At 62.6% G+C, this 16,114-nt stretch carries 10 protein-coding genes; 5 read left to right on the top strand and 5 right to left on the bottom strand.

All coding sequences use genetic code 11. The annotated features are described in order from the left end of the window. Positions 1-266: 266 nt before the first annotated feature. Together CKW24_RS26755 and CKW24_RS26750 are read right to left on the bottom strand one after the other, a co-directional pair. Positions 267-902, bottom strand: a complete 636-nt coding sequence (locus CKW24_RS26755) for a response regulator transcription factor (protein WP_095171794.1) — start codon at positions 900-902, stop codon at positions 267-269. Positions 903-906: 4 nt separating this feature from the next. Further along, the gene (locus tag CKW24_RS26750) at positions 907-3,183 is read right to left on the bottom strand and encodes a PAS domain S-box protein (protein WP_095171792.1); all 2,277 of its coding nucleotides are present in this window, start codon (positions 3,181-3,183) and stop codon (positions 907-909) included. A gap of 206 nt (positions 3,184-3,389) precedes the next feature. Here CKW24_RS26750 and CKW24_RS26745 point away from each other — a divergent pair, with 206 nt between their 5' ends. From CKW24_RS26745 to CKW24_RS26735, 3 genes are all read left to right on the top strand, one after another. Beyond that, on the top strand, positions 3,390-5,012 hold the full coding sequence (locus CKW24_RS26745) for an acyl-CoA synthetase (RefSeq protein ID WP_095171790.1): 1,623 nt from the start codon (positions 3,390-3,392) through the stop codon (positions 5,010-5,012). A gap of 76 nt (positions 5,013-5,088) precedes the next feature. Next, positions 5,089-6,861 carry an acyl-CoA dehydrogenase C-terminal domain-containing protein gene (locus tag CKW24_RS26740; protein WP_095171788.1) on the top strand — a complete coding sequence of 591 codons (1,773 nt, stop codon included), beginning with the start codon at positions 5,089-5,091 and terminating at the stop codon, positions 6,859-6,861. Positions 6,862-6,956: 95 nt separating this feature from the next. Continuing rightward, positions 6,957-7,175, top strand: coding sequence for a DUF2970 domain-containing protein (locus CKW24_RS26735; RefSeq protein WP_095171787.1), 219 nt, complete (start codon positions 6,957-6,959; stop codon positions 7,173-7,175). An 8-nt stretch (positions 7,176-7,183) separates the two neighbouring features. On the opposite strand, the gene CKW24_RS26730 is transcribed toward CKW24_RS26735, so the two are convergent. Next, positions 7,184-8,269 (bottom strand): ABC transporter substrate-binding protein, encoded by a 1,086-nt coding sequence (locus CKW24_RS26730; protein WP_095171785.1) that lies wholly within the window; start codon positions 8,267-8,269, stop codon positions 7,184-7,186. A 521-nt stretch (positions 8,270-8,790) separates the two neighbouring features. Between CKW24_RS26730 and CKW24_RS26725 the strand changes: the two genes are divergently transcribed. After that, positions 8,791-10,449, top strand: coding sequence for a nitrite/sulfite reductase (locus CKW24_RS26725; RefSeq protein WP_095171784.1), 1,659 nt, complete (start codon positions 8,791-8,793; stop codon positions 10,447-10,449). Then, on the top strand, positions 10,433-10,927 hold the full coding sequence (locus CKW24_RS26720; protein WP_095171782.1) for a DUF934 domain-containing protein: 495 nt from the start codon (positions 10,433-10,435) through the stop codon (positions 10,925-10,927). Before CKW24_RS26725 ends, CKW24_RS26720 begins: the two co-directional genes overlap by 17 nt. 27 nt (positions 10,928-10,954) lie before the next feature. Here CKW24_RS26720 and CKW24_RS26715 read toward each other — a convergent pair whose 3' ends face one another. Together CKW24_RS26715 and sohB are read right to left on the bottom strand one after the other, a co-directional pair. Next, positions 10,955-14,857 (bottom strand): dermonecrotic toxin domain-containing protein, encoded by a 3,903-nt coding sequence (locus CKW24_RS26715; protein ID WP_095171780.1) that lies wholly within the window; start codon positions 14,855-14,857, stop codon positions 10,955-10,957. Between the two features lie 222 nt (positions 14,858-15,079). Next, positions 15,080-16,102 carry a protease SohB gene (gene sohB / locus CKW24_RS26710; RefSeq protein ID WP_095171778.1) on the bottom strand — a complete coding sequence of 341 codons (1,023 nt, stop codon included), beginning with the start codon at positions 16,100-16,102 and terminating at the stop codon, positions 15,080-15,082. Between the last annotated feature and the right edge of the window lie 12 nt (positions 16,103-16,114).

Below are 16,114 nucleotides of genomic sequence, written 5' to 3'. Positions count from 1 at the left end.
AGGTGTCCATCAGGGGGGAGGCGCGTAGCGCCGTGCGGCGAAGCCGCATGCATCGAGAGGAGGTGCAGCGAAGCAAACCGTAGGCGATGCCCCCTGATGGATACCGTAGCGAAGGGACCCCGAGCCTTAGCGAGGGGCCGAACGCTGGGGGCAAGACTTTTTGGGTACTTTTGTGTCGTTTGACAAAAGTGCCTCGCCGTAAGGGCGAAACCCTAAGCCGCCGTTACCGCAGCAACGGATATGTACCCACCCTCCCCCAAAAAAAATCACCGCAACCGCAGCGGATCAACCAACCCCGCAGCAATAGCCATCCCCACCAAATCCGGCAAAGTCTGCGCCAACATCCGCTTCATCACCCGCGAACGATACAGGTCGACAGTCTTGGCACTCACCCCCAATTGCTCGGCAATCTCCCGGGTGGTGTAACCCTGTACCAACGGCAACAACACATCGCGCTCCCGTGGGGTCAACGTCTGCAGGCGCGCCTGCAAGGCCTGGTGCCCCTGGTTGCCGGAGCGGCCAGCGGCGCCATTGCTCAGCGCCTGTTGCACACTGTCCAGCAGCAACTGCTCGTTGTAGGGCTTTTCGATGAAGTCATGGGCCCCCGCCTTGAAAGCGCGCACCACAATCGGCACATCGGCGTGGCCACTGACAAAAATGATCGGCAGGTTCAGCTCGCGCTGGCGCATCTCCTCCTGCACGTTCAAGCCACCCATGCCGGGCATGCGCACATCAAGCAAGACGCAGGCATCGAGGCTGGCATCGCAGGCATTGAGAAACTCGATCCCACTGGTAAACGGCAAGGCCTTGAGCCCCACCGATTCGAGCAGCCAGACCGTTGAGTCGAGCATGCCCTGGTCATCGTCGACCACATACACCACGTGTTCTGTCGCACCCGCCATTACGTTATTCCTGAGGTTGTCTGGTTGGGCCGGCCAGCGGCAAGCGGCAGCTCATCAGCAAGCCGACGGCCTGGCGCCGAGCCTCAAGCTCGCCACCAAAACCTTCGATGATGCTGCGACTCATGGACAGGCCGAGGCCCAGCCCGTCGGCCTTGCTGGTGTAGAACGGAGTGAACATCTGCGCCAGTTGCGACTCGCTGACACCCGGCCCCTGGTCATGCACCGTGATCTCGACGTTGCCCGCGCTGCCCTGCTGCGCCGCCATCAGGATCAGCGAAGGCTGGCCGGGATGGCGCTCGCGGTTGGCATCGATGGCATTGCGCAACAGATTGAGCAACACCTGTTCGAGCAACACCCGGTCGGCATACACGGGCGGCAGATTATCCGGCAGGCGATCCTCGATTGTCACTTGCCAATTGCTCGCTTCCCAGGCGCACAAACGCACGGCGCCACGGGCCACCTCGGCAAAATCCAGGGCCTGCATGCGCCGCTGACCCTTGCGCAGGAATGCCCGCAGGCGGCTGATCACCTGCGAGGCGTGGGTCGCGTGATGGGTGATGCGTTGCAGGCCCTGGGCGACTTTTTCCGCGGCCTGCGGATTGCTCTCCAGGCTCTGCAAATAGCGCTGGCTGGCATTGGCATAATTGACCACCGCCGCCAGCGGTTGATTGATCTCGTGGGCAATCCCGGAGGCCAGTTCGCCCAGCGTCACCACCCGCGCAGTGTGCGCCAGTTCGTCCTGATGGCGACGCTGCTGGGCTTCGCGCAATTCCCGTTCGGTCATGTCCCGCGCCACCAGCGAGTAGTAACGCTCGCCCCCGGCCGAACGGTGGGCCAGCAGCACCAGCGACACTGGCACCGAACTGGCGCCAGCCAAGGGTTGCAGGCGCGCGTCGCCGCTCCACACGCCATCGCGCTCAGCGCTGCTCCAGCCGTCACGCTGCAATCGCGCCAGGTCGTCACTGGCAAACAGCGCGGCCAGCTCCGGCAACGGTTGTCCGTCAGCGATCCCGAGCAAGCGCCGGGCCGCCGGATTGAGGTAGGTCACCTGGCCCTGCGGGTCGATGAACAACACCGGATCGGTATTGACCTCGACCACCTCGGCCAGGCGCCGCTTGTTCTCCTCGGCCTGGACCCGGGCGGTGATGTCCCGGGACACGCTGACCACCTCGACCACCGCCCCGGTGTAGGTTTCGCGGATCGCCCGGCTCGCGGTTTCGAACCACAGGTAATGGCCGTCACAGTGGCGGATGCGGTAACTCATGGTGTGATAACCGTCTTGCTCCAGCGCATCCCGCGCCCGCTGCACCAGGCTGTGCAGGTCATGTTCATGGAACAGGCTGCGGGCCAGACGCCCACGCAATTGCTCCGGCCAGTAGCCCAACAGGGTCCAGGACGCCGGCGAGGCGTCGAGAAAGCGCCCGTCCGGGGTGTGCCGGGATATCAGGTCGGTGGTGTTCTCGATGATCAAGCGATAAAGCCGACGGGCCGTGGCCGCTTCGCGTGCGGCCAGCACCTGGGTGGTGGCGTCGCGACAACGGGCGAGCACCCGCTCATCCTGTGGGTCGGGGATAAAAGTCCAGATCAGGATCTGTGCCTGGCACTGGGCCTCGACCCCGTCGATGGCGCGTTGCTGCTCCAGGCAAGCGCGCACCAGTTCGCGATGATTGACTGGCAACAAACCCGGCACCTCAGCCAGCGGCTTGTCCCCGAGCAAGGCCAACAGCGCGGCGTTGCATTCCAGCGTCCGGCCCTGGGCATCGAGCAGCAGGCTCGGTTGCGGATCGTGACCCAACAGCGGTGACGCGCGCAACGTGCCATTGGCGCTGTGCAGCAGGGTCGTCAACAGGTCATGGACCCAGCCCAGCCAATCGAGACTGACACCCTCGCACACTTCAATCAGCAACAGCCCCGGCTGCCCGGCCTGCAAAGCCAGCTCGAACACCTGGCCATGGCGAATGGCGGCCCGGCGCAGGCGTCCGGCCAGCCAGCAATCGAGCTGGCGCACCTGGGCCAGGTCCAGGCGCCCCACTTGCTGCAGTTGATCGAGCAATCGCTGATCGCTGGCCAGCGCCGGATCGCCCTGCCCCGGCGGAAAATGCCGGGCAGCACCGGCATGGCTATAAAGGCGCGCCTGCGGTTGCCAGCGCAAATAAAACGCCCGGCGCACTTCGGGGCAGTCCTGCAATGCACGGCACAAGGCATCGGCCCGCGTTGCCAGGGGCACGCCTTCGCGCTGCAGGCGCAACCAGCTGTGCAATCGAACGGGAACGTGGGTCATTGCAGGTCTACTTCATCCGGGGCACCCAGCATATACCGGCCATGGCTCTGGATGAAACAAATATAGTACATATACTATAGTGCTTAGGTTTAACTTCCATATAGATCGACGAATGTTATATAAAGTCTACCGGACCCAAGAGACGATCCCGGCCACCGCGCCCAGGGTCGTCCGTAGAGCTAACAATCAGCCACCGAGAATCCGTCATGTCGATTTATGAACAAGGGCTCAGCCCTGTCCCGGTCAATCACATCGCCTTGTCGCCCCTGAGTTTCATCGAGCGCACTGCCAGCATCTACCCCCACTACCCCGCTGTGATCCACGGCTCGCTGCGCCGTACCTGGAAGCAGACCTACGATCGTTGCCGCTGCCTGGCTTCGGCTCTGGCCGGGCGCGGAATAGGCCAGGGCGATACGGTGGCGGTGATGCTGCCGAACATTCCCGAGATGCTCGAAGTGCATTTCGGCGTGCCGATGATTGGCGCCGTGCTCAACCCGCTCAACGTGCGCCTGGATGCCGAAGCCATCGCCTTCATGCTCCAGCATGGCGAAGCCCGTGTACTGATCACCGACCGTGAATTCCACGGGGTGATCCACGCGGCGCTGGGGATGCTCGATCACCCGCCGCTGGTGATCGATGTCAACGATCCGGAGTACGGCGAAGGCGAGGCTGTCAGCGAGCTGGACTATGAAGCGCTGCTGGCCGAAGGCGACCCGGACTTTGCCTGGCAGTGGCCGGCGGACGAATGGCAGGCCATTTCGCTGAACTACACCTCCGGCACCACCGGCAATCCCAAGGGCGTGGTGTACCACCATCGAGGGGCTTACCTGAACTCCCTGGGCAACCAGATGACCTGGTCCATCGGCAACCACCCGGTGTACCTCTGGACCCTGCCGATGTTCCATTGCAACGGTTGGTGCTATCCCTGGACCATCACCGCACTGGCCGGTGTGCATGTGTTCCTGCGCCGGGTCGATCCGCAGCGCATCCTCAACCTGATCCGCGAGCACCAGGTCACGCACCTGTGCGGCGCGCCCATCGTGCTCAACGCGCTGGTCAACATGCCCGAGTCGGCGAAGGCGGCCATCGATCACCCGGTCAACGCCATGGTCGCGGGTGCCGCACCGCCGGCCAAGGTGATTGGCGCCGTGGAGGAAATGGGCATCAAGGTCACTCATGTCTATGGCCTGACCGAAACCTATGGCCCGGTGACGCTGTGCGCCTGGCACGCCGAATGGGACGAACTGGCCTTGGATGAACGGGCCCAGATCAAGTCCCGCCAGGGGGTGCGTTACCCGACGCTGGAGGGCGTGATGGTCGGCGACTCGCGGACCCTGGCGCCAACCCCGCGCGACGGCCAGACCATCGGCGAAGTCTTCATGCGCGGCAACACCGTGATGAAGGGCTACCTGAAGAACCCTACCGCCACCGCCGAGGCGTTCGCGGGCGGCTGGTTCCACACTGGCGACCTGGCGGTGTGTCATCCGGACGGCTACATCGAGATCAAGGACCGGCTCAAGGACATCATCATTTCCGGCGGCGAGAACATTTCCACCATCGAACTCGAAGGTGTGTTGTATCGCCACCCCGGCGTGCTGGAAGCGGCGGTGGTCGCCCGTCCCGATGAGAAGTGGGGAGAAACCCCCTGCGCCTTTATCACCCTGAAGGCCGATCACCAGGACGTCAGCGAGGCCGACATCATCGCTTTCTGCCGCGACCACCTGGCCGGCTTCAAGGTGCCGCGCAGCGTGGTCTTCACCCTGCTGCCGAAGACCTCCACCGGCAAGATCCAGAAGTACCTCCTGCGCGAGCGGGCCCAGGCCCTGTAAACCAGGCGTGTGGTCCAACCGTCCGGCGGCGGGGTGTAGACCTCGCCGTGCCCACAGTCCCATTGAGGTTCACGTAATGCCCGAATTCAACGCCCCGTTGCGCGACATGCGCTTTGTCCTGCATGAAGTGTTCGACGCCCAGGCCTTGTGGGCGCGCCTGCCGGCTTTGGCCGAGACGGTCGACGCCGCCACCGCCGATGCCATTCTCGAGGAGGCCGCCAAAGTCACCGGCCAACTGATCGCCCCATTGAATCGCAGTGGCGACGAACAGGGTGCCCAGTGGCACGACGGCCTGGTCAGCACTCCCGAGGGTTTCCAGCAGGCCTATACCACCTACATCGAAGGCGGCTGGGTCGGCCTGTCCGGCAATCCCGATTTCGGCGGCATGGGCATGCCCAAGATGCTCGCCGTGCAGTTCGAGGAAATGCTCTACGCTGCCAACTCAAGCTTCGCCCTGTACTCCGCCCTGAGTTCCGGAGCCTGCCTGGCCCTGGACGCCCACGCCAGCGACGCCCTCAAACGCCTCTACCTGCCGCCCATGTATGAAGGCCGCTGGGCCGGCTCCATGTGCCTGACCGAAGCCCATGCCGGCACCGACCTGGGGATTGTCCGCAGCCGCGCCGAACCCCAGGCCGATGGCAGCTATCGGATCAGCGGCAGCAAGATCTTCATCACCGGAGGCGACCAGGACCTGACCGAAAATATCATCCACCTGGTCCTGGCCAAGCTGCCGGATGCGCCGCCCGGTCCCAAGGGTCTCTCGCTGTTTGTGGTGCCCAAGGTGCTGGTCAACCCGGACGGTTCCCTCGGCGCGGCCAACGCGGTGAGCTGTGGTTCGATCGAACACAAAATGGGTATCAAGGCCTCGGCCACCTGCGTGATCAACTTCGACGGCGCCAGCGCCTGGCTGGTGGGCGAAGCCAACAAGGGGTTGGCGGCGATGTTCACCATGATGAACTACGAGCGCCTGTCCGTCGGCATCCAGGGCATTGGCTGCGCCGCAGCTTCGTACCAGAACGCCGTGGCCTACGCCCGTGACCGCCTGCAGGGTCGGGCAGCCAACGGGGCCAGTGCTCCGGCGCAGGTCGCCGATCCGATCATCGTCCACCCCGATGTGCGGCGCATGCTGCTGAGCATCAAGGCCATGACCGAGGGCGGCCGGGCGTTCGCCAGTTACGTCGGGCAACAGCTGGACCTGGCGAAGTTCTCCCCCGACCCTGCCGAGCAGGACCGCGCCCAGGCCCTGGTGGCCCTGCTGACGCCAGTGGCCAAGGCGTTCTTCACCGACACCGGCCTGGAAAGCTGCATCCACGGCCAGCAAGTGTTCGGCGGCCATGGCTACATCCGGGAGTGGGGCCAGGAGCAACTGGTGCGAGACGTGCGCATCGCGCAGATCTACGAAGGCACCAATGGCATCCAGGCCCTGGACCTGCTGGGGCGCAAGGTGCTGGCTGACGGCGGCGTGACGTTGCGCCTGTTCACCGGGGAAATCCACCAGTTCGCCCAACAACCGGATGCGCCCTACCGCACGCAATTGATCGAGGCGGTGCAACGCCTGGAAGACCTCAGCGACTGGCTGGAAGACCAGGCCGCGAACAATCGCAACGAAATCGGCGCGGCCTCGGTGGAGTACCTGCACCTGTTCGGCTATGTCGCCTACGCCTGGCTCTGGGCACGCATGGCTCAGGTGGCGAAACACAAGTTGCAGGACGACCCCGGGTTCTACGGCGCAAAACTGGCCACCGCCAAGTTCTACATGCAGCGCCTGCTGCCACGGGTGTTGGGCCTGGAGCAAGCGATTCGTGCTGGCAGCCAGCCGTTGTTCGACCTCAGCGCCGAACAGTTCTGAGGCCCCTTCCGCCCTCGCGAGGGCGGGGCAATGGGTGCCCCGCCCTCGGGAAGTTTGACTATGCTTGGCTGACACCCACCGGTGACGAGGGATTTATGGACGATCCAATCGACAACAAGCCCCCCAGCTTCTGGCAGATGCTCCACAGCGTGATGGCGGCGGCCTTTGGCGTACAAAGCGGGAAGAACCGCGCCCGCGACTTTACCCACGGCAAGCCGAGTCATTTTGTGCTGCTGGGGATCATATTCACGGCGGTGTTTGCCCTGACCCTGTTTGCCATCGTCAAGCTGGTGGTGCATCTGGCCGGGGTCTAGCGAGCGGCTCAGCGCATCAGGGTCTGCAGGCTGAACGGATAGCGGTAACTGGTTGGACGGCCCTTGGCCGACAGGCTGCGGAAATTCACTCCGTAGCCCTGGCTGTCGCGCAGCGCCAGCATGCGCCGGGCCTGGTTGCGGTCGATCAGTTGCAACAGTGGTATTTGCCGGTCGCGCCCGCCGTACTGTTCGACGGCCACACCCTGGTCATAGTCATGCAACTGCACCAGGGCCCAGCCGCCGAGGCTGAAATGGCCGCCTACCAACACGCTCAAGCGCCCGTCCAGCAACGCCTGCAACGCCGCCGGCGAGGTATTCACCGCGCTGAACAAGACGCCCTTGCCCGGTTGCCCACCGACCTCCTCGTAAGCCTGCATGGCGCCGAAGGCCATCTCGTCATTGGCGGCCCAGACCAGCGATACCCCAGGGTAACGCTTGAACAGTTGTGCCGCCTGCTCATGGGCGCGCTCGCGCTTCCAGGCGCCATAGACCATCTGTCGCAATTGCACCTCGGGATGCTCACGCAGCGCACGTTGCATGCCTTTCTCGCGCAACTGCGCGGACGGGGTGATCTTCAGCCCGGAAAACGCCAGCAACTCCAGCTTCTGGCCGGGGGCGACGGGCGGATGTTGGCGGATCAGTTCCTTGAGCATCAGGTAGCCGCCCTCCTCGTCGTTGGGCACCAGGCTACCGAGCCAGTCGGGGTATTTTTCCCGCGCGTCACCGAGCAACGCCAGTTGGTCGGCGGTCAGGGCATTGTTGACCATGAACAGCTTGACCCCGCTACCCTGGGACAGGCGCAGGATTTCTGGGGCGACATACTGTTCGTTGACGAACACCAGGTAATCCGGGCGGTTGGCCCCCAGCAGCACTTCGCGTGCCTGCTCGATGGTGGATTGCGCCACGCGCTCGGAATAACGGACCTGCAGGTCCATGCCCAGGTCGCGAGCGGCCGCCTGCATGAATTGGCTGTAGCTGACCCAGAACACTTCCATGGTGGTTCCCGGATTGAGGAATACCACCGACGCCGCTTGCGCGCCGGGTCCGAAGACCGCGCAAAGCGTCAGTAAAATCCCCCACACGAACCTGAACATTAAACAACCGAGCCCCGAAAATTAGCCGCGCATTATAGCCGGCCACTGGCTGGCACATTGCGGTTAATTAACGTGTCGTCCGACAATCAGCGGATCAGGGCCCGGCCACGCGGGTTTACTGATGGCTGACCCAGTACACGGCAGTGCCCACTACCAGGATGATCAGGAACAGAATCGCCCACGCATCGACGCTGCTATCGCTTTTGCCTGCTTTGGTCGGATTGCTCATTGCATCGCCTCTTGTCGGTTTTATCGGTGATTGCATGAAGACTCGATCACAGTTAAGTCGAGGATTGCCCATACGACAAATAAGGGTAAGACAATAATCAGTCTCATTAGTCGATTTGGTTCTTTCCATATACTCAAACATCACTTTTGCGCATAAACGCAAACTGGTATCTTGCCCCGGCTCCGTGGGGAGTGCGCGGCCGTGCGCGCAGAATTGCCAAGGCATTTTCGGAACTCAGCGAGCGAGAAACGCCGCGATTTTCGAGGGGCCCAAGCCTGAGAACAGGACTTATATGTACGTATACGACGAGTACGATCAGCGGATCATCGAGGACCGCGTCAAGCAGTTCCGTGATCAGACCCGACGCTATCTGGCAGGCGAGCTGAGCGAAGAAGAATTCCGCCCCCTGCGCCTGCAAAATGGCCTTTATATCCAGCGCTTCGCCCCGATGCTGCGGGTTGCCGTGCCTTATGGCCAACTGACTTCGCGGCAGACGCGAATGATGGCCAAGATCGCTCGCGACTACGACAAGGGTTATGCCCACATCAGTACCCGGCAGAACGTGCAGTTCAACTGGCCGGCACTGGAAGACATTCCAGACATCCTGGCTGAGCTGGCCACCGTGCAGATGCACGCCATCCAGACCAGCGGCAACTGCCTGCGCAACGTCACCACCGACCAGTTTGCCGGCGTGGCCTCCGACGAGTTGATCGATCCGCGCCCGTGGTGCGAGATCGTCCGCCAGTGGACCACCTTCCACCCGGAATTCGCCTACCTGCCGCGCAAGTTCAAGATCGCGATCAACGGTTCGACTTCCGACCGCGCCGCCATCGAAGTCCATGACATTGGCCTGGAGCCGGTGCACAACGCCGCAGGCGAACTGGGTTTCCGCGTGCTGGTTGGCGGCGGCCTCGGGCGTACGCCAGTGGTGGGTGCGTTCATCAATGAATTCCTGCCCTGGCAAGACCTGTTGAGCTACCTCGACGCCATCCTGCGTGTGTACAACCGCTATGGCCGTCGCGACAACAAGTACAAGGCGCGGATCAAGATCCTGGTCAAGGCCCTGACGCCGGAAGTCTTCGCCCAGAAAGTCGACGCGGAAATGGAGCACCTGCGCGGTGGCCAGACCACCCTGACCGAAGCCGAAGTGCAGCGTGTCGCCAAGCATTTCGTCGACCCGGACTACAAGGCCCTGGACAACCAGAGCGCCGAACTGGCCGAACTCGACCAGCAACACCCAGGCTTCGCTCGCTGGCGCACCCGCAACACCCTGGCCCACAAGAAGCCGGGTTATGTTGCCGTGACCCTGTCGCTCAAGCCTACCGGCGTTGCCCCGGGCGACCTGACCGACAAACAGCTGGACGCAGTGGCCGACCTGGCCGATCGCTTCAGCTTTGGTCAACTGCGCACCTCCCACGAGCAGAACATCATTCTCGCCGACGTCGAGCAGAGCCAATTGTTCACCCTGTGGGGCGAGTTGCGCGAGCAAGGATTTGCCACGCCGAACATCGGCCTGCTGACTGACATCATCTGCTGCCCGGGGGGTGACTTCTGCTCCCTGGCAAACGCCAAGTCGATCCCGATTGCCGAATCGATCCAGCGTCGCTTCGATGACCTGGACTACCTGTTCGACATCGGTGAACTGGACCTGAACATCTCCGGCTGCATGAACGCCTGTGGTCACCACCACGTCGGCCACATCGGCATCCTCGGGGTGGACAAGAAAGGTGAAGAGTTCTACCAGGTGTCCCTGGGTGGCAGCGCCAGCCGCGACGCCAGTCTGGGCAAGATCCTCGGCCCGTCCTTCGCCCAGGACGCCATGCCGGACGTGATCTCGAAGCTGATCGATGTGTACGTGGAACAACGTACCGAAGACGAGCGCTTCATCGACACCTATCAACGTATCGGCATCGACCTCTTCAAGGAACGCGTCTATGCAGCGAATCATTAAGAACAACGAGGTCATCGACGAAACCTGGCACTTGCTGCCCAAGGATTTCAACATCGATGAGATCAGCAACTGCGACGACTACATCGTGCCGTTGCAACTGTGGCGCGAACACGGGCGCATGCTCCTGGCCCGTGATGGCGGCCTGGGCGTGTGGCTGGACGCCGATGAAGAAGCCGAGGAAATCGGTGACGACGTGGATAAATTCCAGGTCATCGCCCTCAATTTCCCGGCGTTCACCGACGGCCGCAACTACTCCAACGCCCGTTTGCTGCGCGACCGCTACGGCTTCAAAGGCGAGCTGCGGGCGATTGGCGACATCCTGCGCGACCAGTTGTTCTACCTGCGCCGCTGCGGGTTTGACGCCTACGCCTTGCGTGCCGACAAAGACCCGTACGAAGCGCTGGAAAGCCTCAAGGACTTCTCGGTGACCTACCAGGCCGCCACTGACGAACCGCTGCCGCTGTTCCGTCGCCGCTGATCGTCACGCCTTGGACCCACCCCGGGTTCAAGGCGCTTCCCCAATTCGAGGCAGATCCTGCCCCGCCATCGAAATCGGCCGTCCCAGGGCTACCCAGTCACGGTACAGCCGGGCGCGGTCTTCCAGCACAGCGAACAACCTGAACGGGTTTTGCGAATCCCCCGGCGTCGATTCGATAAGCCGGCCTAACCAGCCCCACAACTCCTCACTGGCATCGACCTCGACCAACAGTTGCCAGACCCCCGCCTGCAACGCCAGATAGTCAACCTGGAAGTCCGCACTCAGGCTCAGGCCATCGATTACCCGTAGCAGCGCCGTGCCCGAGGGCCGCACGGACAGACGCTGCCAGACCGACTGACGAGCCTGCTGCAGCGCCGGGTCGCCTTCCGCCAGCCAAGGTTGGGCGCTGCCATACCCTTCGCCCGGCTGGCTCAGCCAGAGATTGATGCCGGTACGCTCGCGGTGTTCGACCAGGCGCAGCAGGGTGTCCTCATCCGTCAGTGGATTGCCCCACAACCCCAGCCGATCACGGGATACCGCCTGGTTGAGGATCGCCTGGGGAACGCGGCTGATCTGGTTGTCCCGCAGGTCCAGTGACGTCAGGTAGGGTTGCTTGGCGACACCCACCGGGCACCAACTGATGCCCGTACCCTGCAGGTTCAGCACCTGCAGTTCATCGAGCCCCATTACCAGCGGCGGAACGCCCAGAGGGTTGTCACTCAGGTCCAGCTTCTGCAACTGCTTCAGGCCACTCAACTGGCCAGCACTGCGCTCATCGAACACCAGGAAGGTCGAGCGCAGATTGAGGTTCTGCAAGCCCTTCATGTCGAGGATCGCGGCAGGCAATCTGCCTTGCAGGTCATCCTCGGTGGCCAGCAGACGCAGATCCACACGCTCCAGATTCAGCCTGTGCAAATTCGGCATGCTGCGCAGAAAGATGTTCAGGCTGTCGCGCTCCACCAGATGAATATCGCGCATGGACAATTCGCGCACTGCGCTGAACCGTACATCGAGGTCCGGCAGGCGGTGGAACTCCTCGAAATCCATGTTGATCGAGAAACCGTTTATGGCATCGCCGCTGTACAGGCAACCGGGGGCCGGCGTGCGCTGCTGCCAGATCGCAATCAGGTCTTGGGCCAGCTCCTTGCGCGCTTCACGCTCATGACCAACATCGGCTTGCAGTATCTCCAGGTTATGGGCATGCACCTGAGCCTGGTTCATCCCGCCTGCTTCGAGATCACCGACGGCGAGAAAACCGTGCTGCATGTCGCCGATGTCCTGCACGGTCTGATCGAGCCACAGGTTGAGTTGCGCCAGCAGTTGCTGGAACTGGTTGTGCAGCCTGTCGAGGCAGGCGGCCGCTCCTGCCCCTTCGCGTTGCAGCAGCTCATCGACCTGGGCATCGGTGAAATCGGGGTATAGGTCGCGGACCTGCAGGCGTATGGTTTCGCGGGTCAGCGCACTGCCCTGGAGAGTCGTGGGAAAACCGCCGCCTGCCAGCCCCTGAGGCTCGAACGGCAAGCCCAGATCCATCCGGCCCAGGCCATGCATGAGTTCGGAGCGCGACAACGCCTGGTCCGCAAGACATCGGCGCAACTGTGCGGCCTGGTCCGCTCCGTGCAAACCCAAGGCTGCACGCTGTTCTTTGTCCAGCTGCGCAAGCAGCCCGCTATACAGGTCGATTGCAGCCTCGGCGTTGGCGGCCACATCGGACGGCTGATATCCCGCGCCGACCCGGATCAAGCGCCGACAATCGGCGCCATCGGTTGGACCGATATGATCCAGCACAGGCCCACTGATCGAGCCGTCCAGCACCTCGATCCGCATACCCTTCGGCCAGCCGGGCAGGCGCCCGAGGGTATGCAGGGCCAGGGTGTCCGACTCCGGGTTGCTCATCGCCCGCAGGTACAGCCCTTCATACGCTCGATTCAAGCGCACGTGCTGCTGATATTGACGGGCCTTGGCGTCGAGCCGCTTGAGAACCTGGCGGCAGGCGGCCGGATCGAGATCCTGGGCGAGGTCAACGCCCACGCGGTCGAGCATCTGCTCCACAACGGCTTTCGGCAGGCCGGGATACTGGCGTTGCAACAGGCGCACCCACTCATTCTCCGAGTGCTGGAGTGCCAGGTAGCGGCGATTGAACAGCTCGCTACGCGCAGCGGGATCGGCAACGCCGGCCAGTTCCTGGTCGAGCCGGAAACGGCTGAGGGTATCGGCCAGCAACGGCGTCGGTGGCCGGCGACCGGCCTGCATCAGACGCAGCATGTCGTCCTCGACCGCACTGACTTTGCCGATCTGCTGCAACAGTTCATCACTGAAAGTCGCCACCGGCGCACCCAGCCCACGCAACAGGGTCAGGCGCGTGGCCGGGCCTGGTGATGGGACGGGTGTAGAGAGTTCAGGAGAGTCGAGGCTGCCGTCGGGGTCCTTCAGGGCCTCAGCAGCGGGCGACTGTTCCAATGCGCCAGCCTCGCCGCGCAACACCGCACCGGCCCGCAACAATGGCAGGGCATTGAGCAAGCCAAACACCAGGCGTGTCACACCGTTGGCCTGCGTCTGCGCATCACTGCCATTGACGGCCTGGTCCAGGCCATATCCGGCATCGATGATCCCGGCCAGCGCCAACAGGCCTTCACCGCCGGGGACAAACAAGGCCAAGGGGGCATAGCGGTTGATCCATTGCACTATGGGTTCAACCACCGCATTGAGGTTATCGCGATTGACCTGAGCGTCATCGCGGATGCTTTCAACGCTGGCACGGGCCGCCCGCTTCATGCTCAGGACCAACTGTGCGCACGGGTCGGTCGCCCTGGGCGCTACGTCCAGATGGACATAGTTGGCGGCATCCCAGTACCCATCATCATTAAAAAACCCATGGCCCGGCTGCAGATGGTGCTGCCTGGGATAGATCGCCATGCCCTCCAGGGCAGTTACGACCCCGGCATGGAGGGTTCCATCGACACGGTCGTCTTCGGCAAAGTGCGCAGCCAGTGCGGTTTTTTTGTCGGCATCCCTGGCCTGCTCCACGATCCAGGCACAGAGCGCACGGGTATCGGCAAACTCATGCAAGGGTGAGGAGTTGCCGGGGATGTAGAGCACGACGCTCGGGTCGCCGGGACGAGAAAAACTCCAGATATCCGTGGCGCTGTAGCGATAGATCACCAGGCGCGCGACTTCGACCTGGCGCGAGCTGCGGCTCGGTGCCTGCAACTGCTCGAGCGTCACCTGCGCCCAAGGCTGCTGCGGCGCCAGGCCGGCCACTTGCAGGACGATGGCCAAACCCTGTTCGCTCAGGCTGTGTTCCTGGCGCTGCAAGTACGCCGCCATGACCAGGGCCGTCTTGACCGAGGTGCGCAGCGGGTAGGCTGGCGCTGCAATGATGACCTCATCGGTGGGCCAGGCCTGGTCCAGATAGTCACTGTAGCGGTCCTTCAACTCCAGCTCCCAGACCCAGCGCTTGAAATCCACAGGGCGGATTTTCAGCTGGGTTGAAGGGTCGTAGGTCTGCGGATCAGCCTGACGGTAGATGCCTTCATAGGTGTCATGGTTGCCACTGCCGACATAGGCAAACTCATCGACCTTGGCGACGATTTGCACAGCTGGGCCGATATCGGGTGGCGTATACAAACCGAACGCCGTTTCGCCAAAACGCCCGTCACCGACGGTTTGATAATTGTCCACCAGGAGCTGGGTCAGGCTCCGGGTGCTCGCCACCCGCCCCTGCTCGACACCCGCCTGGGCTGGATGGCCGTGAAAGTTGTAGTTGAGCGTGACCAGTTGCGCGGTCTCGGGATCAAGGTCATGACCCCATTTGGCTTGAATCAGTTGGTTGGCGAACTGCGCGGGCGATAACGGCAGGACGGTATCGACTGTTGCCTTGAGGTCTTCGCGCGAAAGCGCCAAGGGCAAAGGGTGTTGAGGTTGATTCATTGGGCAGTTCCATTGCGGTGGGTGGGGAACCCCCAGCCTAAGCGATCGAACTGCTGGATCCGCGCCGGAAAAATCGCCAACTGGCGGCGAAATCCCGACACATGAAGTCAGTTATTCATCTATGACAAAAAAGCCCCGAAACAAGGATCGCTACTTGTATTCAGGGCTTGGAAAAAACCTGTAGGAGTTCCCCCCTACATGACGACACAGATCCCTGGTTAGTTACCAGAACCGTTGTTGGGTCAAGCGGCTCCACCAGGTCAACAACAGGCGATCCACCGAACCACTGGCAGCCAACCCGACCCGCTCCTGCAAACTCTTGCGCTCGGCATAGTGCAGGTGGAACAACTCGGCACCCTTGGCGCGTTCGGCCAGGTATTCGTCGCTGGTCTTGAGTTCATCCACCAGTTGTTTGTCCAGCGCGGCGATACCCAGCCAGACTTCCCCGGTGGCCACTTCATCGATGGCCAGTTGCGGGCGATAACGGGCGACGAAGTTCTTGAACAGTTCATGGGTCACATCCAGGTCTTCCTGGAACTTCTCCCGGCCCTTCTCGGTGTTTTCACCAAACACCGTCAGGGTGCGTTTGTATTCGCCAGCGGTCAGCACTTCAAAGTCGATGTCGTGTTTTTTCAGCAACCGATTGACGTTGGGCAACTGCGCCACCACGCCGATCGAGCCGAGGATGGCAAAGGGCGCGCTGATGATCTTCTCGCCGATGCACGCCATCATGTAGCCGCCGCTGGCGGCGACCTTGTCGATGCACACGGTCAGTGGCACGCCGGCCTGGCGAATCCGCGCCAGTTGCGAGGAGGCCAGCCCGTAGCTATGCACCATGCCACCGCCGCTTTCCAGGCGCAGGACCACTTCGTCCTTGGGCGTGGCCAGGGACAGCAGCGCGGTGATTTCGTGGCGCAGGCTCTCAGTGGCCGAGGCCTTGATGTCGCCGTCGAAGTCGAGGACGAACACCCGCGGCTTGGCCTCAGGCTTTTTCTTGTGCTTCTTCTCGGACTTGGCTTCGGATTTGCGCAGGGCCTTGAGCTGGTCCTTGTCGAGCAAGGTCTGCTCCAGGCGCTCGCGCAGCCCCTTGTAGAAATCGTTGAGTTTGCTGACCTGCAACTGGCCCGCTGATTTACGCCGGCCCTTGCTGCGCAGCGCGGCAAAGCTGGCCAGGACCACCAGGATGGCGATCACCAGGGTAACGGTTTTAGCCAGAAAACTTGCGTACTCGGCAAAAAACTCCACATGGACTCCTTA

This window comes from Pseudomonas sp. Irchel 3H3 (assembly GCF_900187635.1).
Lineage (GTDB): Bacteria > Pseudomonadota > Gammaproteobacteria > Pseudomonadales > Pseudomonadaceae > Aquipseudomonas.
Note: the sequence above shows the minus strand (reverse complement) of the source record. Positions and strands in the feature narration are given on the sequence as shown.

Bases quoted from the DNA above. Each gene is read 5' to 3' on its own strand.
- CKW24_RS26755 (WP_095171794.1), bottom strand. From the start codon at position 902: ATGGCGGGTGCGACAGAACACGTGGTGTATGTGGTCGACGATGACCAG.
- CKW24_RS26740 (WP_095171788.1), top strand. From the start codon at position 5,089: ATGCCCGAATTCAACGCCCCGTTGCGCGACATGCGCTTTGTCCTGCAT.
- CKW24_RS26735 (WP_095171787.1), top strand. From the start codon at position 6,957: ATGGACGATCCAATCGACAACAAGCCCCCCAGCTTCTGGCAGATGCTC.
- CKW24_RS26715 (WP_095171780.1), bottom strand. From the start codon at position 14,857: ATGAATCAACCTCAACACCCTTTGCCCTTGGCGCTTTCGCGCGAAGAC.
- CKW24_RS26745 (WP_095171790.1), top strand. From the start codon at position 3,390: ATGTCGATTTATGAACAAGGGCTCAGCCCTGTCCCGGTCAATCACATC.
- CKW24_RS26730 (WP_095171785.1), bottom strand. From the start codon at position 8,269: ATGTTCAGGTTCGTGTGGGGGATTTTACTGACGCTTTGCGCGGTCTTC.
- CKW24_RS26750 (WP_095171792.1), bottom strand. From the start codon at position 3,183: ATGACCCACGTTCCCGTTCGATTGCACAGCTGGTTGCGCCTGCAGCGC.
- CKW24_RS26725 (WP_095171784.1), top strand. From the start codon at position 8,791: ATGTACGTATACGACGAGTACGATCAGCGGATCATCGAGGACCGCGTC.
- CKW24_RS26720 (WP_095171782.1), top strand. From the start codon at position 10,433: ATGCAGCGAATCATTAAGAACAACGAGGTCATCGACGAAACCTGGCAC.